The sequence below is a fragment of the Paenibacillus sp. FSL R5-0744 genome (genome assembly GCF_037972555.1).
GTDB lineage: Bacteria > Bacillota > Bacilli > Paenibacillales > Paenibacillaceae > Paenibacillus_AQ.
The window spans coordinates 5,874,711-5,893,874 of record NZ_CP150228.1 but is presented as its reverse complement, the minus strand read 5'-3'; the positions used below and the strand labels follow the sequence as shown (position 1 = coordinate 5,893,874).

The 19,164-nt window shown below is 42.3% G+C and carries 13 protein-coding genes and 1 pseudogene; 10 read left to right on the top strand and 4 right to left on the bottom strand.

The window, feature by feature from the left end; all coding sequences use genetic code 11:
* Positions 1-101: 101 nt before the first annotated feature.
* The 4 genes from MKY19_RS25945 to MKY19_RS25930 form a co-directional block, all read right to left on the bottom strand.
* Positions 102-587 (bottom strand): GNAT family N-acetyltransferase, encoded by a 486-nt coding sequence (locus tag MKY19_RS25945; protein ID WP_339798572.1) that lies wholly within the window; start codon positions 585-587, stop codon positions 102-104.
* The gene (locus tag MKY19_RS25940) at positions 584-1,663 is read right to left on the bottom strand and encodes a HAMP domain-containing sensor histidine kinase (protein ID WP_339798570.1); all 1,080 of its coding nucleotides are present in this window, start codon (positions 1,661-1,663) and stop codon (positions 584-586) included. The genes MKY19_RS25945 and MKY19_RS25940 overlap by 4 nt, the downstream gene beginning before the upstream one ends.
* Positions 1,660-2,331, bottom strand: a complete 672-nt coding sequence (locus MKY19_RS25935) for a response regulator transcription factor (RefSeq protein WP_076285307.1) — start codon at positions 2,329-2,331, stop codon at positions 1,660-1,662. The genes MKY19_RS25940 and MKY19_RS25935 overlap by 4 nt, the downstream gene beginning before the upstream one ends.
* 94 nt (positions 2,332-2,425) lie before the next feature.
* On the bottom strand, positions 2,426-3,394 hold the full coding sequence (locus MKY19_RS25930; RefSeq protein WP_339804511.1) for a LacI family DNA-binding transcriptional regulator: 969 nt from the start codon (positions 3,392-3,394) through the stop codon (positions 2,426-2,428).
* Between the two features lie 113 nt (positions 3,395-3,507).
* Between MKY19_RS25930 and ascB the strand changes: the two genes are divergently transcribed.
* The 10 genes and pseudogenes from ascB (at position 3,508) to MKY19_RS25880 (ending at position 19,156) form a co-directional block, all read left to right on the top strand.
* Positions 3,508-4,920 carry a 6-phospho-beta-glucosidase gene (gene ascB / locus MKY19_RS25925; RefSeq protein ID WP_339798568.1) on the top strand — a complete coding sequence of 471 codons (1,413 nt, stop codon included), beginning with the start codon at positions 3,508-3,510 and terminating at the stop codon, positions 4,918-4,920.
* Positions 4,921-5,128: 208 nt separating this feature from the next.
* Positions 5,129-6,994, top strand: a complete 1,866-nt coding sequence (locus tag MKY19_RS25920; protein ID WP_339798566.1) for a beta-glucoside-specific PTS transporter subunit IIABC — start codon at positions 5,129-5,131, stop codon at positions 6,992-6,994.
* A gap of 278 nt (positions 6,995-7,272) precedes the next feature.
* A pseudogene (locus MKY19_RS25915) lies at positions 7,273-8,101 on the top strand (PRD domain-containing protein).
* Between the two features lie 206 nt (positions 8,102-8,307).
* A complete protein-coding gene (locus MKY19_RS25910; protein WP_339798564.1) occupies positions 8,308-9,330 on the top strand; it encodes an iron-siderophore ABC transporter substrate-binding protein in 1,023 nt (340 codons plus the stop codon).
* Positions 9,327-11,396 (top strand): iron ABC transporter permease, encoded by a 2,070-nt coding sequence (locus MKY19_RS25905; protein WP_339267135.1) that lies wholly within the window; start codon positions 9,327-9,329, stop codon positions 11,394-11,396. The genes MKY19_RS25910 and MKY19_RS25905 overlap by 4 nt, the downstream gene beginning before the upstream one ends.
* 190 nt (positions 11,397-11,586) lie before the next feature.
* Positions 11,587-14,244, top strand: a complete 2,658-nt coding sequence (locus MKY19_RS25900) for a copper amine oxidase N-terminal domain-containing protein (protein ID WP_339798562.1) — start codon at positions 11,587-11,589, stop codon at positions 14,242-14,244.
* 243 nt (positions 14,245-14,487) lie between these two features.
* Positions 14,488-15,414 carry a DMT family transporter gene (locus tag MKY19_RS25895; protein ID WP_042194515.1) on the top strand — a complete coding sequence of 309 codons (927 nt, stop codon included), beginning with the start codon at positions 14,488-14,490 and terminating at the stop codon, positions 15,412-15,414.
* Between the two features lie 158 nt (positions 15,415-15,572).
* Complete coding sequence (locus tag MKY19_RS25890; protein ID WP_339798560.1) at positions 15,573-16,361, top strand: isocitrate lyase/phosphoenolpyruvate mutase family protein; 789 nt, start codon at positions 15,573-15,575, stop codon at positions 16,359-16,361.
* A gap of 7 nt (positions 16,362-16,368) precedes the next feature.
* Positions 16,369-17,433: a trifunctional transcriptional activator/DNA repair protein Ada/methylated-DNA--[protein]-cysteine S-methyltransferase gene (locus MKY19_RS25885; RefSeq protein WP_339798558.1), complete on the top strand. Its 1,065-nt coding sequence runs from the start codon at positions 16,369-16,371 to the stop codon at positions 17,431-17,433.
* Positions 17,434-17,626: 193 nt separating this feature from the next.
* Positions 17,627-19,156: a response regulator gene (locus tag MKY19_RS25880; protein WP_339804508.1), complete on the top strand. Its 1,530-nt coding sequence runs from the start codon at positions 17,627-17,629 to the stop codon at positions 19,154-19,156.
* The last annotated feature ends 8 nt before the right edge of the window (positions 19,157-19,164 follow it).

Below are 19,164 nucleotides of genomic sequence, written 5' to 3'. Positions count from 1 at the left end.
TTTGCTATGAAAAGAAAGAAGAGACCGTCCCTTAAGCCATAGAATGACTGCTTGGGGTGGTCTCTTCTGTTTGAGCAGATATACGTGAACACATTAGCATTTTATAAAAAATACACATAATCTATGAATTCTTCAATAAAGTCTGCGCCAGTTTCACTTTTCCTTTTTTGATACATTGTGAATCCAACACTTTCGTACATCCGTTGAGCAGGGTTTAAATCGTCATTCGTGGTTACAATAATTTTTGTTACATCATTCTGGGTGATTCTATTAATTGCCTCTTGAAGCTGGATTTTACCATAGCCATTGCCTTTATGTTTTGAAGCAATGCAATTATGCCCAATTTCTGCATACTCAGGCATGTTTCTCGGGTCCCACACCACAAATCCGATGGGTTCATCATTTACAGTTGTGATAAAAGCATATTTATCTGCAATTTGTAAATGGTCAAAGAAAAAGTTGTCAAAATCCTGCCAATCAGAAATAGAGCTTTGTTCATATCTGCGATCAAATGAATACGCATCTGTCAATAATTCAAGGAGAATTCCCCGGTTAAAGCCGCTCAGTTTTTTGAATTGTACACTCATTTACTGGTAACCCCCAATTCTTTAGTTACCTTTTTAAAATCGGGGAGCAGCACGGTGAAAGTGGTTCCTTGCATTGGAACACTGGCGCAGGTGACGGTTCCGCTGTGCAGCTCAATGATTTTTCGGACAATCGTAAGCCCCAAGCCATTACCGGCAGTAGAGTGAGAGGTATCTTGCTGATAGAACTTGTCGAAGACCTTGGGAAGTGCACTTGGACTGATGCCTGCTCCATTATCACGGAACGTAATTTCAACCTGATCTTTCAACTGCCTCATAGTAACTTCGATTTCGCCGTGCTCGGGAGTGAATTTAATCGCATTGTCCAATAAATTCAGCCAGACCTGGTTCAGCATCTCTTTATTCCCAGGTACCATATAGTCCTGTACGTTGGCTTTGAAGGAAATATGCTTTTTCGTAAGTTTAGTATGCAGTAGCAGGACACATTGGCGAATTTGTTCTCCGACATTGAAGGGCTGCCGGTCGGTTAATATGGCCTGTGCTTCCACTTTGGAGAGGTTCAATACATTGGAGGCCAGTGTAGCCAGACGGGTAGATTCCTCGATAACAATATCCAGATATTCATTCCGTTCATCCTTACTCAGCTCGTCATCCTTCAGGATTTCAGCGAACCCTTTAATCGACACAATCGGAGTACGGAATTCATGGGAGAAATTGTTTACAAAGTCTGTTCGCAGAATTTCAATGCCACCCAGTTCCTCGGCCATCCGGTTAATATTCTCGGAAAGAATCTTGAACTCCGGAGGGTGCTTGAGCTGCAGACGCATGGAGAAATCGCCTCCGGCCAGTTGGTCAATAGCATCAATAAATGTGCGGATTGATTTCAGCATTCTGCGACTGGTAATTACTGATGTGACGGTGCCGATAATAATGCAGGCAATCAATATAATCAAGGTGAGAATTTTTTTGTCCTGAAGAATCCGCTCATCGAGTAGGCCGAAGGCTAAGGACAAGTAGGTCAGAATTCCGGTGATTAACACTGTAATGAGGAAAATAATGAATACAGCAAGCGAGAAGTAGATTGGCAGACTGATTTTGCTGCTTAGCTTTTTGATCATTTTCTCACCGCCTTGTATCCGAGACCGCGGACGGACACAAGTTCGAATTCCGGATAGTTTTCAAACCGTTTCCGCAATCGGTTGATATGTACATTAACCGTAGTGTCCGTAGTCTCGCTGTCCATCCCCCAGATTTCGTCCATCAGCTGGATTCGAGTGAAAATGCGCTCCGGATAGGATAAAAGCTTATAAAGGAGATGGAATTCCTTCTGGGGAAGCATCTGTTTTTCATTGTCTCGAGTTACTGTTAACGTATCAAAATCAAGAATAATTTTACCGACTACAAGCTTACGGGCGCTTACAATCTGCGAGCGGCGCAGTAGGGCTTGTATTCTCAACAGCATTTCTTCTGTATCTACAGGTTTGGTCATATAATCGTCGGTTCCGAGGCGAAAGCCTTTTTTCTTATCTTCTGGAAGCTGTTTGGCCGTGGCCATGAGGATCGGGATCATGTTGTTCGCATTCCTTAGCTCCTCGGCAAATTCATAACCATCCATCCCCGGCATCATGATGTCGAGAATAATTAGATCAATATGCTGGATTTCAAGAACTTCCAGTGCCTGGATTCCATTCTCGGCGGTTAATACTTCATAACCTTCCCGTTTCAGGACCGCGTTCATCAGCTTTCTGACATGCTTATCGTCTTCCACAACGAGGATCTTAATCATGGTTTCACTCCAATAGGTTTCGGATTTGACCGCTTTCCCCCATAATTCTAATTGATAAAAGTACTAAAGACAAAATCTTTAGTGGTTGGGCAAACTAAGTAGTCTCCCGTTCCACCAATGTAAACGAAAGTGGCTGCAGCTCCAAATCCCGCTCAAGCAGCACTGGAGCTAGCAGTAGAAAAGCGTTCTCCGCTTGTCCCGCAATCGGATTCAGAATGGTCGTGATTCCAAGAGTTCGCGACAGCTCTGAATTATCAAAACCAACGATGGCCAGATCGCCGGGCACATTAAACTGCTGCCTGCGTGCTTCGCTAAGGACGCCTACGGCAACCAAATCATTGGCGCACAGAATAGCATCCGGCTGATCAGGTTGTCCCATTAGGGTCTGCACCAATTGCTCTCCATCTCGGATTCCATAGATCGTGGAGTAATACCATTTCTCCATAATGGGAAGATTATATTTGGTCATGATTTGCTCATAGGCCAGGCGTCTACTGTGGGTATTAATGCTGCTGGGACGGCCAAAAGCATTGGCGATGCGCTTATACCCTCGCTCTATCAAATGCTCCAAAGCGAGTGTGTATCCATCATATTGGTTCATGGCAACGGACGGTATTTCAGGATGGTCCATACGCTGCCAGGATACGATGGGTCCGTATTTGCAGTAAGAAGAGATAACATTCTGTTCGTTTACGGAGGTCAGGATGAGCAGGGCGTCGACCCGTTTCATTTTGAGATCTTCAAAAGCCTGAAGCTCCTTCTGCTTATCCCCGCCGGTAGTATAAATAATCGTCTGGTATCCGTAACGACCTGAAATTTCGACGAAGCTGTTCATAAAACTCAGAATAAGCTCGTTTAGGTCCATGGTGATCATGCCGATTTGTTGTGTTTGACCTTTGGATAAAGAAATGGCATTTCGGTTAGGAACATAGTCCGTTTCTTTCATGATGGCGAGAATTTTCTCACGAGTCTCCTTGCTAACATGAGGAGATTGGTTCAGGACGCGGGACACCGTGGCTTTGGAAAAGCCCGATAGCTTAGCAATTTCGTCAAGAGTGGACATCGGTTTGTTCTCCTTCGCATGAATAATACTTGACATGTAACGCGTTCCAAGGTTTAGGATTCGAATTAGAGCAGTAATCCTATACTATCACAATAGCAAAGGCGGGAAAAAATATGGAATTGCAATTTCCAAAAGGATTCTTATGGGGCGGTGCTGTAGCAGCCAATCAGCTTGAAGGGGCGTATCAGGAGGATGGTAAAGGATGGTCCACCCAAGATGTTATGCCGAAGGGGATTAAGTCTGCGCCTACAGAAGTTCCTACCGACGATAATATGAAGCTGGTGGGAATCGATTTCTATCACCGATATAAAGAAGATATTAAGCTGTTCGCGGAAATGGGCTTTAAAGTGTTCCGGACGTCTATTGCCTGGTCCCGGATTTTTCCGAAAGGGGACGAGCTGGAGCCCAATGAAAAAGGTCTGCAGTTTTACGACGACCTATTCGATGAGTGTCATAAATACGGCATCGAGCCACTGGTGACTATCTCCCATTATGAGACTCCGCTGCATCTGGCAAGAGAATATGATGGATGGGTTAACCGTAAGATAGTGGATTTTTACGAGCGCTATGTGAGAACGATATATAATCGTTACAAGAACAAGGTTAAATATTGGCTGACCTTTAACGAGATTAACTCCATTCTTGAGTTCCCATTTATGAGTGGCGGGATCAATACGCCGTTAGAGAAATTGAGTAAGCAGGATCTGTATCAAGCTATTCACCATGAGTTCGTAGCAAGTGCTCTGGCTGTGAAGATCGGACATGAGATTAATCCAGACTTCCAAATAGGGTGTATGGTGCTTAGCATGCCGATTTATCCGCTCACTCCGCATCCGGACGATTTGATCAAGGCAATGCAAAGTGATCACAAAAATATGTTCTTTGCGGATGTTCATGCTAGAGGGTATTACCCTGGCTATATGAAGCGGTTCTTCAAAGAAAATGGGATTCACATTCATTTTGAACCAGGGGACGAAGAGATTCTGAAGCATACTGTGGATTTCATATCGTTCAGTTACTATATGAGCACTTGTGAAACGGCCGACCCGGAGAAGCAAATTAGAGGAGAAGGTAACCTGTTAGGTGGGGTTGCGAATCCGTATCTGGAAGCGAGCGAATGGGGCTGGCAGATCGATCCGCAGGGCTTGCGTTATGTTATGAATATGTTCTACGACCGATATCAGAAGCCGCTGTTTATCGTGGAAAATGGTCTTGGTGCTGTCGATCAGCTGGTAGTAGATGGGCATGGAGAAAAGGTAATAAACGACGATTATCGGATCAATTATTTACGAGATCATCTGGTTCAGGTCGCGGAAGCTATTGCAGACGGGGTAGAAGTTATGGGCTATACAAGCTGGGGCTGCATCGACTTGGTTAGCGCAACGAGCGCCGAACTAAAGAAACGTTATGGCTTCATTTATGTGGACCGTCATGACGATGGCTCGGGCACTCTTGAGAGATTCCGGAAAAAGTCCTTCCACTGGTACAAAGAAGTGATTGAATCCAACGGGCAGAACCTGTTCTAGTATGCCGGTTGACATCATGAATTGAACATGTTAATTTGTAAGTAACAATTAATCGGATATCAGGATTGCTACTGCATAGCAGGCAAAACCTAAGTTTCATTTATGTTTACGGGAGATTTCTCTCTCGTGCATGAATGTGATTTAGGTTTTTTTGCGTTCATTCCTTCTCGATTGATTAATAAATCGGTTACCAAAGGGGTGTAGGATAATGAGTTATGAACAGCTGGGTAAAGACATCATTCAATCTGTCGGTGGAGAGAAAAATATTAACAACGTAATTCACTGTGCTACTCGACTAAGATTCACGCTTAATGATGAACAGAAAATTGATAAAGAAAAGCTGGATAAAATGGAAGGGATTATTGGTGCAGTTAGCAAAGGGGGACAATTCCAAGTTATTGTGGGTACCCATGTTGCTGATGTTTATAAAGAGATAAGCAAATCCATATCCCCTAGTAGTAATTCTGGCGATAATACGGTTAAGAAACCTATAGGAACCCTGATTTTTGATGTGATTTCTAGAAGCTTCTCGCCTTTAATTGGTGCCTTAGCGGGTGCGGGTATGTTGAAAGCGCTATTAACTGTACTGACTTCGTTAAATGTTTTAGCGGCGGATGGAGAGACTTACAAAGTATTAGCCGGCGCTAGTAATGCTGTGTTTTACTTTCTGCCAATTTTCCTAGGCATTACGTTATCGATTAGACTTGGTGTAAATGCTTATGTAGGGGGCGCTATCGGTGCGGCCTTACTCGAACCTAATATTACGGGATTAGCCAGTGTTGAATCTCCACATTTTCTAGGTATTCCTTTAGTAATGTCGGATTATTCATCGAGCGTTTTTCCGATTTTCATCGCCATCTGTATATATGCTTTACTAGATAAGCAACTAAGAAAATTTATACACAAGGATTTACAATTGTTCTTGGTACCTATGTTATGTTTGATGTTAATTGTTCCTTTAACCATTTTGGTTTTCGGACCGTTTGGAGTGAATGTAGGGAACTTAATCGGAGACGCTATTGTGTTTCTCAGCAGTAAGAGTGGTATTATTACGGGTGCAATTGTGGGGATTTCCTGGACGTACCTGACCGTGCTCGGTTTGCACTGGGGACTCGTTCCGATTATTCTTGAAAACATTGCTAAGGGTGGAGATCCGATCTATGCAATGGCAGGTATGGCTATTTTCGCCCAACTTGGTGTAGCTTTAGGGATTTTCTTGAAAACAAAAGACAAAAAGTTGAAAACATTGGCCGGAAGTACCTTTTTACCTGGCGCGCTCTCAGGCGTAACTGAACCTATTATTTACGGATTGTTGACACGTTACAAACGGACTTTTATTTATGTATCCATTGCCGGTGGTCTAGGTGGAGCAATGTCGGGTCTTGCTGGCGTAAAAATGGAAGTATTCGCATTTGTGAGCGTATTAAGTCTTCCAGCATTCAATCCTTTGGCTATTCAAGCGATCATAGCTCTTGGGACGATTATATTGGCTACGGTGATTACGATGTTCTTTGGTTTTGAAGACAAAAAGAAAGCGAATGCTGTGGAAGAAACATCGAATGGTGTAGAAGAAAAGACGAATACTGAAAAGAGCGAAGTTATTCTCCCACACGCTGTGAAAAGTACAACTATTGTAAGTCCTCTAGCTGGTAACGTAATCCCTTTATCCTCAGTAGATGATGCTGCATTTGCTTCTGAAGCAATGGGCAAGGGGATGGCAATCGAACCTTCAGAAGGTAAGCTGTACTCCCCGGTAAGTGGGGTTGTATCCACCATTTTCAGAACAGGTCATTGTATTGCAGTCGTATCGGATGATGGCGTTGAAGTCCTGATCCATATCGGTATAGAAACTGTGAAGTTAAAAGGGAAATACTTTGATGTGAAAGTGGAAGAAGGAGCAACGGTTAAACAGGGTGACCTACTGATTGAATTTGATCTCGAACAAATAAAAAATGAAGGCTATCAAAGCACAACGCCAATCATTATTACCAATACAGCTAACTATAGTGACGTCATTGGCACCAAGAAAGCAGCGATCACTCCGGGGGAAGATTTGATGTCTGTTGTCGTTTGATTTAGTGGCTGGCCATAAGAATTAAAATGAAATCGATCTCTTAGTATGGATGCTGAGAGGTCGATTTTTTATGAAAAACATAATAAAAATATAGCTAGTTGCGCATAATGGAAAGGATTGCTAGATGCTTGTCGATTAAATAAGTCCATGGTATGATTTTTATTAATTAATAATTGTGGATTGTTACTGGTCGTGCAGGCAAAACCCGAAGTTTAGCCATTTTTTAATGGTTACTTTTGGTTTTGCCTTTTTTAATTTTTGGTGCAAGGGGTTGCCATATGCGGATCGAAAAAGTGTTAAACAACAATGTTGTTACTGTCATAGATGATCTTAATTTTGAACTGGTAGTCATGGGAAGAGGACTTGCCTTTAAGAAAAAACAAGGGGACTATCTAGAAGAAGACAAAATTGAAAAGATCTTCACTTTAAGCAATCAAAAGCTTTCAGATAAGCTAAAAACACTGCTTTCTGAGATTCCAATAGAGCATATGGAGCTTTCAGAAGAGATTATCAATTTCGCCAAGCTGCAACTAGGTAAAATGCTGGATGATAGTATCTACATCAGTCTGACCGATCATATCAGCTTTGCGTTAGAGCGATTCTCAAAAGGGATGAAGATTAAAAACGCCATGCTTTGGGAGATCAAAAAGTTCTATAAGGAAGAATATGAGGTTGGGAAAGCTGCACTTCAAATTATTCATTCAAAGTTTGGCATTATGCTTCCCGAGGATGAAGCTGGACATATTGCTCTCCATCTGGTGAATGCTGAACTGAATGAATATGGTCAATATTACGAAGATTATGAATGACATCTTAAATATAGTGAAGCATCATTTTAGACTAGAGTATGATGAGGAGTCCCTCGCTTATTATCGGTTTATCACTCACTTGAAATTTTTTGCCCAACGTCTCATCAACGGCACTCCACCGCCGGATAATGAGAATGGCCTATTTAATTTAGTGAAGGAGCAATACAAAGAAGCTTTCGCCAGCGTTGAGAAAATAAAAATCTATATTGATAAAACATACAATCGTGAATTAACAAATGATGAAATGCTGTATCTTACCATACACATTGAAAGAATTACAAACCAAAAAATGGAGTAGCAAACATCCTAATGATCAAGGAAGCCCTTGATTTATTAGGATTTTTTTTTAGAAAAAAGTCCAGCTATATTAAATTTTAACTTTGACTTTCGGTGGAATCACGTATAAGATAACTATTATGTTATCTATGATAATCATTATCAATAGAATGATAACAATTATCATAGAATATAACTTCGAGCGTTATATACAGGGGGATAAAGAGAATGCACAAAAGGTTAATTAGTTTATTTATGGTTATTGCTATCATATTGGTAGTATCGGGCTGTGGTACTAACCAAAAGAATAATTCAACATCAAACGCGGGAGCAAATGACAAACCAGCTTCTGAAAACGCAAGTAGTGATTCTACAAGCGGTCCGATCGTATTAAAAGATTCTAAAGGCGAGGTTAAGCTGGATAAGCCTGCGCAAAAGGTTGTAGTTCTGGAGTGGACATTTACGGAAGATATTATTGCGCTCGGAATGCAGCCGGTGGGGAATGCCGATAACGAAAACTACAAGTTATATGTAACTTCTGAAGTGCCACTCGATGCAAGCGTAACGGATGTTGGTTCACGCGACGAGCCGGATCTAGAGACCATTGCTTCATTAAAGCCGGATTTGATTATTGCGAATACGGGTGGACACGAAGGAATTTATGATCAATTAAAAGGCATCGCTCCAACACTGATTTTCGGTCTGTATCCGGAAGAAGGACAAGGCAATCAGTATACGTTGATGGAAGATACTTTCAAAACGATTGCAGCGGCTGTAGGTAAAACTGCGGAAGGCGACAAGGTTCTTGCTGAGCTGGATGCACATTATGCGGAAGCGAAGGCAAAGCTGGCTGAAGCAGGTAAAGAAGGCTTGAATTACGTGCTGACGCAAGCTTACAGCTATCAGAATGCAGCAACATTACGTCTCTTTACAGACAACTCACTGGCTGTTCAAACGTTGGATCGAATTGGTCTAAAGAACGACTGGAAACCCGAAAAATTCGAAGTTTACGGCTTCACTACATCAACAGTTGAAGCATTGCCGGCTGTTCAGGATACTAACCTGATGTATATCGTTCAGAAGGATGATAATATTTTCACGAAAGAACTGAAGGATAACTCCGTGTGGAACGGCCTTAACTTTGTGAAAGAAAATCGTACCTTCGGATTGAGCAGTACTACTTGGGTGTTTGGCGGTCCGATTTCCTCCAAAGTTATCGTGGATGAAGTAGTAAATACATTAACGAAATGAGTGCTTTTATGAACGGGAAGAGCAGCAAAGAAGCCTCAAGTGGAATGACTTGGCGAATCATTGGAATATTTGGGGGCGGCCTTGCCGTCCTCTTTGTTCTGTCCATTCTAAGCCTAGGCTTCGGCGAAGCCAAAATTCCTGCAGCTACGGTATTGGAGGGATTGCTAAATCGCCAGGATGTGATGGAACATAATCTGCTCTGGGATATCCGGATGCCGCGTACGGTAATTGGCCTACTGGCTGGGGCCGCTCTAGCTGCGGCTGGAGCATTATTGCAAACGATAACGAAGAATCCGCTTGCTTCTTCAGATACATTGGGGATTAATGCCGGAGCTTATTTTATGGTTGTCCTTGGAATGGTTACTTTTCCAGCTTTGCAGCATGAGTTCCCATTTTTGCTTGCAGTAGCAGGGGGGCTGCTTGCTGCACTGGCTGCCTATTTGTTGAGTGGTGGTAAGGGGGCCACGCCTGTCCGATTAGCTTTGTCAGGTATGATCGTGTCTATGGTTCTCGGCGCGTTTACATCGGCCCTACATATTTTTAACAAGAACGAAACGCAAAACCTATTTTTATGGGGCTCCGGCTCACTGATTCAGCTAGATTGGGACGGTGTTAAGTATGCCTGGCCTTTTGTTATTCCATTGCTAATAGCAGCTATGCTCGCAGGTAGGCAGTTTGACGCGTTGGAGCTTGATGAGTCCACTGCTCGTTCACTCGGGCAACGTGTTGGATTGGCACGGGGGTTAGGTCTAGGTTTATCTGTATTGTTGGCTGCGGTCGTGGTCAGCGTGGTCGGTCCGATCGGATTTGTGGGTCTGGTGGCTCCTCATCTGGTTCGGCTTAGCGGTATTCGAAAGCATCACCTGCTCATTCCTGCAAGTGCGCTGTGGGGAGCACTGCTCATTACGGCAGCGGATACGCTTGCGCGTATGGTTCGTAGCAGTGTAGGTGAGATGCCAGTTGGGGCGGTTATGGCGATTATTGGAGCGCCTTGGCTCATATGGCTGGTGCTCACCAAGATGAAAAATATATCGGGTTCAGGCTCAGGTCAGTCATCTATGAATATAGGTGGAACTGCGCTTCGGATGCGCTTTGTTCCGGCGGTGATAACCATGACCGTACTGCTCGTTGCGGTTATCCTTGTGAGTTTGTCACTTGGGGGAACGAGAATACCGATTAGCGAGCTACTGAGCAGTCTTATCCACAGCGGAGATGGATCTTATTCCGTCCTGCTGAATTTACGGCTTCCGCGTACACTCGTTGCGGCTGGAGGCGGTATCGCGCTTGCCATTAGCGGTGTCTTGATTCAAAGCGCTGTCCGAAATCCGCTGGCTGACGCCTCCATTATTGGTGTGACCTCGGGTGCTGGATTGGGGGCGTTAACCGTAATGGTCGCTTTTCCGGCATTGACGGTATTAGCAGTCCCTATTGCAGCAATTGCGGGTGGTGCTTTGGCTGCAGCCTTTGTGTTTGTTATGGCATGGCGTAGAGCCTTGAATCCATCTGTCCTTATCCTGCTTGGAATTGCAGTATCAGCAATTGCTTCTGCGGGAATACAGGTCATGATCGTCAAGGGCAGTTTATGGAGCAGCAGCTCCTTAATTTGGTTAACGGGTTCGACTTACGGACGAAGCTGGAATCAATTTAATAGCTTGTTTATCTTCCTGATTGTACTCGTTCCTTTTGCTTATTATTTAGGACGTAGATTCGATTTACTAGCATTTGGCGATGAGAGTTCAACAGGTCTGGGCTTGCCCGTTCGCGGAACTCGGCTTTGGGCGATGATTATCGGTGTGATGCTTGCAGCGGGAGCCGTTGCAAGTGTAGGAACCATTGGGTTTCTCGGACTTATGGCGCCGCATGCTGTACGGATGATGATTGGGCATCACACGAGACGATCTATTGTTCTGTCAGGATTACTTGGCGGATTGATGCTCGTGATTGCGGATACGCTGGGAAGAACCATTATGGCGCCGAAAGAAATTCCATCGGGTCTTATAATAATGTTGATCGGAGCTCCGTATTTCCTATTTTTAATGTATCGGTCGCAAGTCAGAAAGGTGTAACCCTTGGGGAGAGAGTGGTAATACTGCTCTCTCTTTTTTATTTCTCTGAGTGCTTAGCTCGTCTTTCATCATGGATTGATGGGTGTCTAGATTATTTTTTTGTAACCTATAAATCATGAAACTTTTATATACTTAGAAGCGTCAGATGAGTAGGTAAAAAATGTATTCGTCATTCCAGGAGGGTGGATCTGTGAAGAAGTTATGGATTTCAATTTTAGTAGTTTTAGTAGTCTTTCCGATGATGTTTCAATCATCTGTAAAGGCTGCTACTCCGATCAGTATTATTATTGACGGGGTTCGATTGTCTACAGATCAAGCACCGGTGATGGTGAATGGGCGGACGATGGTGCCGTTGCGGGCTATTTTTGAAGCCTTTAATGCCACCATCAAGTGGAATCAAAAAGCACAAACTGTAACTGCAACTAAAGATGATACAACGATTATGTTAAAGATTGGCTCAAAGACCGCCACCATTAACAATAAGGCTGTAACTCTAGACGTGCCTGGTTTGAATCTGAAGGGGAGAACGATGGTCCCAACCAGGTTCGTCAGTGAAGCACTGGGCCATGAAGTAGGATGGAACCCCAAGACGCAAGTTGTAACTATAACGACTTCAGCCTCTAACGTTGGAAATGCAGGCCCAGTATCCAACGTAGTAGCGCAGGATGTGAGTGATTTCGGTGATGGTCGTGATCTTCAGGTTAGTTTCACTCGAGCGGCAAATGAATCACTAGTGGATCATTACCGTGTTTTGATTGTGAAATCAGGGAATATTCTCAACTTGTCGTCCGCACAAACGATAACCTCTTACAATTATTCTACGGTATTACCAACAGGTACTAATCCTTCGATTCAATTGACTTCTGCTTCGAGGACTGTTGATGGTGATTCAATTAAGAGTAATCAAGCGTATGTGGCTTATGTCTTGACGGTTGGCAAAGGAAGTAACGCCAGTGCACTTTCTAGTGGATCCTCCACTATGACACTAGTGAATAAGACTGTAGCGGCAATAAATAATGTACAAGTAAATGATATAAGCGATTATGGAGATGGAAGAGATTTATCGGTAAGCTTCAATAAGCTGTCAGATGAGTCGAAGGTAAGTTCTTATCGGATATTTGTTGTCAAAGCTACTAATTATTCGAATTTTAATTTAGCTACAGCAAATAATGTGACCAGTGCTAATTACACGTTAGTCAGCAAGACGGGAAATAATATCACGCAAATTTTATCTTCAGGAGCCAGAGATGTGGACGGAGCTCTTGTTAAAACTGGCGTGAACTACAGAGTGTTTGTCATGGCGATTGATAGCAGTAATGCAGCAAATAATGTATTATCTTCTGTTTCATCTGCAATTACGCTGTCCAACATAGGGGTTTCTAACTTAAGTGTTAGCGACGTTAACAACTATAATGATGGCCGAGATTTGAGGGTGTCATTTACTCATGCGACGGACGAAACCTATATTAGCCAGTATCGTATCCTGGTAGTTCCGACGTCATATTACAGTAGCTTTAGTTTAGCTGAAGCCAATAATATATCCAGTGCCTACTATACAGCAGTGAGTACAACAGGTACTACAACCAATCAAGTATTGACTTCATCAACCAGAGATGTACGTGGAGCTTTGATAAAGAATGGAGTCAACTATAAAGTATATATTTTATCTATTGGAAGCAGTAATACTGGCAATGTGCTTTCGTCACCTTCATCGGTCATTACGTTGTTGAATGATTCTAGTGTGAGTATCGTCTCAAACTTGAGTGTCAGTGACGTTAACGACTATGGTGATGGCCGAGATTTGAGAGTGTCCTTCACTCATCCGACGGACGAAACCTATATTAGCCAGTATCGGATTATGGTAGTACCCACATCCTATTATAGTAGTTTTAGTTTAGCTGAAGCGAGTAATGTATCAAGTAGCAACTATACATCGGTGAGTACATCTGGGTCTTCTACCAGTCAGGTATTGAATTCGTCAACTAGAGACGTTCTCGGAGCTTCGATAAAGAATGGAACTAGCTATAGAGTATATGTGTTAACCATCGGAAGCGGGATTTATTGGGATTCGAATGTGCTCTCATCCGCTTCATCGGTCATTACGTTGTTGAATGATTCTAGCGTAAAAGCCGTTACAAACTTGAGTGTCAGCGATGTAAATGACTATGGCGATGGCCGGGATTTAAAGGTGTCGTTTAGCCATGCCACAGATGAAACGAACATTAGCCAATACCGAATTATGGTGGTGCCTACGTCCTATTACAGCAGCTTTAGCCTATCCGAAGCGAATAATATATCCAGTTCTAACTACACTTCGGTAAGTACATCAGGCAACAGTACCAGTCAAGTATTAGAATCCTCAGCCAGAGACGTACGAGGCAATTTGATTAAAGATGGAACCAGCTATAAAGTATATGTGCTATCTATTGGTAGTGGGAATTATGCCGGTCCAAATGCTTTGTCCTGGGAGTCATCGGTCATTACGTTGTCTACGACTAAGAGCCCAGTGATCTCTGTAACCAATGTAACGTATAAAGAGGACAATGGCAGAATCCTGATTAGCTTCGTCAAATCAGCCAATGAGTCCAATATTTCTGAATATCGAGTATTGGTGGTTCCTTCCAAACAAGGGTTTGGTTCTGCTGATGCTATTGAGGTGAGATCTTCGTATTATACGTCTGTAACCCCTAACGGGACGAATCCTTCAATATTCACTGCGACAAGGGATGTAAACGGAGATTCAATTGTTAAAGGTGTCAAATATAAGGTGTATGTTCTTGCTGTAGCCAATAATAGTGGTGTACAGAATGGTGGTCTTTCAAATTCAACAGAAGAGTTTGAAATATAACCGAAATAAAGTTATTGTAAACATTTCAAGTTGACACCCTGTGTGATTTATCATATTATAATTCGTATTGTTATAAGTAAATAAACCAAACTCTATCCAGTGGATGGAGTGGCGGAATTTTGTCAAAGATGTATTCTTTGGTTTCAGTCGCCCCTTGTCATTTCGATGACAAGGGGCTTTATTATGTGATTTGGACGGTTCAATAGGATGGTTCAACAGAAAGGAAAGAAGATTACGATGAATATGAAGTTACTCAAATATGCTTTACTAGTATTTATAGGAGCATGTAGTTATGGATCGCTGTCTACGATCGTCAAGCTTGGAATGAACGATGGATTTAGAATGCAGCAACTGGTCGGGTCGCAATACTTTTTTGGATGGTGCATGCTGCTCTTGTTAGTTGTATTATTTTCCCGAAAAAAACTCGGGTTAAAAGTAGGTGCTTCGTTATTAGGCGCGGGGATTACCATTAGTATGACGGGTATTTTCTATGGGTTTGCCGTTGAACAATTACCTGCTTCGATTGCGATCGTTCTCTTATTCCAATTTACTTGGATTGGTGTGATTCTGGAGGCTGTTGTAGATAGAAAATGGCCTAGTCGAGAGAAAATAATTTCAATGGTTATCCTTCTGATAGGAACCATATTAGCTGGGGGGATTCTAGAACCTAGTGTAGGCGAAATGACTACGAGTGGTATTGTTTTCGGTTTGATGTCTGCGGTGTCGTTTGCCTTTTATATTTTTGTTAGTGGAAGAGTAGCTACTCAGGTACCTGCTGTGAATAAAAGCTTGTATATGACTACAAGTGCAATGATTATTATTATGGTTGTTTTTTCCCCTTCCTTTATTTATGACGGAGCACTTACAGATGGACTTTGGAAGTATGGTCTTCCTTTAGGGTTGCTTGGCATAGTTATTCCTGTGCTTTTCTTTTCTATTGGTGTTCCGAAACTGGGATCAGGTCTGGGAACGATTCTTGGTGCGGCGGAGTTGCCGGCAGCTGTTGTAGCCTCCGTGTTAGTCCTGCAAGAAGAAGTATCCCTACTTCGCTGGGTTGGAATTTTCGTTGTTCTGATCGGAATTGCTGCACCACAAATCATACCGATGCGAACAGGGAAAAAGTCACCTAAACCTTCCTCCAAACCATCACTCCGTAAGGTAGAACTTTAAACTGTATACTAACATCGATGGTATGATCAGGTCCTTATAGGATGAGATCATCAATCGGTGTTTTTTTTGCGAAAAAAGATTGGTGTTAATTTTTCTGGTATGGCGAATCATTGTCTATTATATAGTGGTGCTATTCTATTTAATGGAGATGACCACTGATGAACAGAAATGACTATGACTATTTTAAGTCTTTGCACGATCAAGAAAATCCGCTAATGCTATATAACTGCTGGGATGTAGCTTCGGCTAAAACGATAGAAAAAGCCGGTTCAAAGGCTATAGCCACAAGCAGCTTCGCTATGGCGGATGCATGGGGGTATTCGGATGGTGAACAGCTCTCATTTGAGCAGCTACTGTGGGCTGTTACGAGAATAGCAGAACATGTATCTGTGCCATTGACGGTAGATATTGAAGGTGGGTATGCTGTAGATGTAGAGTCCTTAGCCAATAACATAGAACAATTATTCCAATTAGATATATGTGGGATCAATTTCGAGGATCAAAAGGTGAATCATCCGAATGATGAATTATGGGCAATCGAGGAACAAAGTCATCGTATTCGAACTATACAGCAAGTAGCAGCCAAGCTTCAGAAGAACGTGTTTATTAACGCCAGAACCGATCTCTTTTTCAAAAAAACGAAGCATTCGCTGGGTCTAGTAAATGAAGCTATAGAACGTACCTATGCTTATGCTGAGGCTGGGGCAGACGGGATTTTTATTCCGGGGTTGACTGAGCAAAGTTTTATAGAACAATTTGTGCAAAAGTCACCACTGCCTGTAAATGTTATGGTAATGGATGGTATGATTTCAAATGTTGAATTGCAAGAGCTTGGCGTAAAAAGAATTAGCTATGGACCGTATAGTTACTTTCAAGCACAGCATAATCTTCAAGAAGATGCTCGGGCTATTCTGCAGATACCTGTACATTATTCAGAAATGAGCTAACGACACTATGATCACTAATAAACAGCAAATCGATAAATATTATGAGATGTTAGTCGAAAAAAACTCTAATTATGAAGGTGTATTTTTTGTCGGCGTAAAGACAACAGGCATCATGTGCAGGCCAACTTGTCCGGCTAAAAAGCCATATAAAGAAAACTGTGAGTTTTTCGCAACAGCCAAAGAAGCCTTATTAGCTTCATATCGACCGTGTAAAAGATGCCAGCCTTTGTCCAATCCCACGAAAATGTCCTCAGAAGTAAAGCTTCTTGTTGAAGCTATAGAGCGTAATCCGGAAAGGAAATGGACAGATAAAGATTTTGATGAGCTGTCGATTAGTGCAAATACTGCACGCAGACAATTTAAGAAGCAATTCGGAATGACCTTTATTGAATATGCACGTTCTAGACGTTTAGGGCTGGCATTCAAGCACATCAGGAATGGGGATTCTATCATAAACGTACAACTGGACAGCGGGTATGATTCGAGTAATGGGTTTAGGGATGCTTTTTCAAGAACGATGGGAACGGTCCCGAATCACTCTAAGCAGATTAAAGTGCTGTACTGTACCTGGATAGAAACGATATTAGGGTCTATGCTTGCGATCTCAGATGAAGAGTGCCTTTTACTGCTGGAATTTGTGGATCGAAAGGGACTTGAGAACGAAATTAAGAAATTACGTACTCGCTTGAATGCAACTCTTTTGCCTGAAAAGGTACCGGTGCTAGAGCAAATTGAAGAGGAATTAAGTCTTTATTTCGAAGGAAAACTTACAGAATTCAGAACGCCGATTCGTTATCTTGGATCTGATTTTCAACAAAATGTATGGAATGAACTTCGAAGAATTCCTGTAGGCCAGACGGTCTCTTACAAGGAGCTTGCAGAGAATATAAACAACCCTTCGGCTTGCCGCGCTGTAGCAAGGGCTAATGGAGCGAATCAATTATCGATCTTGGTTCCATGTCATCGAGTGATCAATAGTAACGGTGAATTAGGGGGCTACGGCGGCGGCATTGCAAGAAAAGAATGGTTAATCAATCACGAGAACAACCTTAGTTCGAAGGTAGCTTATTAACTAAAAACATACTGAACTCGATGTGTCTGAAAGTCTGGATACGTCGTTTTTTTATGCTTTTACCAGATTTAAAAGTACTGTTTCAAGCAAAAGAAGGGAAAATTATGAATTCACAACAATATCCAATTGTGTTAGCATAATATATATTTTCATAAGAAAGCGAGCCTTATCTTAGGAGATTGGAGTGAACATCATGCTGAAGGTTCTGATCGTGGATGATGAGCCCTGGGTGCTTGAAGGGCTGAGAACGATGATTGACTGGGAAAAATATGGCTTTGAAGTGTGCGCGGAAGCCCATAATGGCTCAGAAGCATTGAGACTTATACAAGAATATAAACCGGAATTGGTCTTAACGGACATTAATATGCCGGTTATTAACGGTCTTGAGCTTATCGCAAAATTGAATGAAGTGATGACAAAGCCTCCAAAATTTGTGGTATTGACTGGGTATGATGATTTTAAATATGCACGTACGGCATTGCAGCAACGAGTGAACGACTATTTATTAAAGCCTATTGATGATGAAGAAATAGAGTCATTATTAAGCAGGATTACACCTATGATTCGAAATGAAATCGCTTCCAATGAAGAGCTTGATAAGAAGCAATTTTTTATCGTAAACAATATTATCAACCGTCTAATTCAAGGTGAGTGCAACGAAAATTTAGAGCTTCTAACCCAGAGCACGTTGAAGCTTCAAGCGAATGCAGAATTAATGTGTATTCTTATCGAACCAGCCACATATTTTAATCCATTTCTTCCACGAACCGTCGACTACTTTCCTCAGGAAAGTACCCATTTCTTTCAAGATCGATCGGGAAGAACAGGGATCATTCTTGAGTCTGCTTCTATTGGGAATGAGAGTCTGGACGCTATCGTCAACCAGATTCGTTCGGATTTCGCTGAACAATCACATGAGCCGGTACTCCTGGCGATTAGTACTAGAATGGTAGGCGTATGCTCGGTTCGAGAAATCTATATGCAGGCACTTGATGTATGGAAACGAAAGACACATCAGCAGAAGAGGGGGATCTTTTATTATAGCGAGCTTAGGGTTCTAAAGAAGAAGGAACACCATGAGGATCACTTCAAGCAGCTGCTGGATAAGGTCCTGGCAAATGATTTAGAACAGATACAACCTTGTGTAAAAGAAGCGTTCGCCTCTTTCGTAGAAAATCTGTTGACGATTGAGGTCGTGCAAGCCCAGGTGGCTCATTTAGAGCTTACGATATGTACACTGATAGCCCAAATGAATGGTATCCCGGATACGATGATGATAAAGCTTCAGCAAGAGTATGGAAATCTAGGTGAACTAAATGATTATTTTGTATTAAGCCGTTATGTTCAAAGTCTGTGTATGCTGGCGACGGTCTATCTATCTGAATTAGAGCAGCAGAATGAACAAAATACGATTTACAAGGTGATTCAGTATGTGGATCGTGAATTTCGGAATAAATTAAAGCTTCAGGATTTAGCTAGGCAATTTCATATCAATTCTACCTATTTGGGACAGCTATTCAGGAAACAAACGGGTCAGGGCTTTAGTGAATATTTAAATGCCAAAAGGATTGAGGAAGCCAAAAGTCTGCTTAAGCGAACGCAGCTGAAAATATCGGATATTGCGGTGCAGGTGGGATTCTCAAACACAGACTATTTTATTGATAAGTTCAAGCTGATTGTAGGGGTAGTCCCATCGGTTTATAAAAATGAAAATAAAAACTAATAGCTCTA

What these genes read in the sequence shown, in the direction of transcription:
- MKY19_RS25940 (WP_339798570.1), bottom strand. Translation starts at nt 1,663, where the DNA reads ATGATCAAAAAGCTAAGCAGCAAAATCAGTCTGCCAATCTACTTCTCG.
- MKY19_RS25905 (WP_339267135.1), top strand. Translation starts at nt 9,327, where the DNA reads ATGAGTGCTTTTATGAACGGGAAGAGCAGCAAAGAAGCCTCAAGTGGA.
- MKY19_RS25880 (WP_339804508.1), top strand. Translation starts at nt 17,627, where the DNA reads ATGCTGAAGGTTCTGATCGTGGATGATGAGCCCTGGGTGCTTGAAGGG.
- MKY19_RS25930 (WP_339804511.1), bottom strand. Translation starts at nt 3,394, where the DNA reads ATGTCCACTCTTGACGAAATTGCTAAGCTATCGGGCTTTTCCAAAGCC.
- MKY19_RS25945 (WP_339798572.1), bottom strand. Translation starts at nt 587, where the DNA reads ATGAGTGTACAATTCAAAAAACTGAGCGGCTTTAACCGGGGAATTCTC.
- MKY19_RS25895 (WP_042194515.1), top strand. Translation starts at nt 14,488, where the DNA reads ATGAAGTTACTCAAATATGCTTTACTAGTATTTATAGGAGCATGTAGT.
- MKY19_RS25910 (WP_339798564.1), top strand. Translation starts at nt 8,308, where the DNA reads ATGCACAAAAGGTTAATTAGTTTATTTATGGTTATTGCTATCATATTG.
- MKY19_RS25885 (WP_339798558.1), top strand. Translation starts at nt 16,369, where the DNA reads ATGATCACTAATAAACAGCAAATCGATAAATATTATGAGATGTTAGTC.
- MKY19_RS25890 (WP_339798560.1), top strand. Translation starts at nt 15,573, where the DNA reads ATGAACAGAAATGACTATGACTATTTTAAGTCTTTGCACGATCAAGAA.
- ascB (WP_339798568.1), top strand. Translation starts at nt 3,508, where the DNA reads ATGGAATTGCAATTTCCAAAAGGATTCTTATGGGGCGGTGCTGTAGCA.
- MKY19_RS25920 (WP_339798566.1), top strand. Translation starts at nt 5,129, where the DNA reads ATGAGTTATGAACAGCTGGGTAAAGACATCATTCAATCTGTCGGTGGA.
- MKY19_RS25935 (WP_076285307.1), bottom strand. Translation starts at nt 2,331, where the DNA reads ATGATTAAGATCCTCGTTGTGGAAGACGATAAGCATGTCAGAAAGCTG.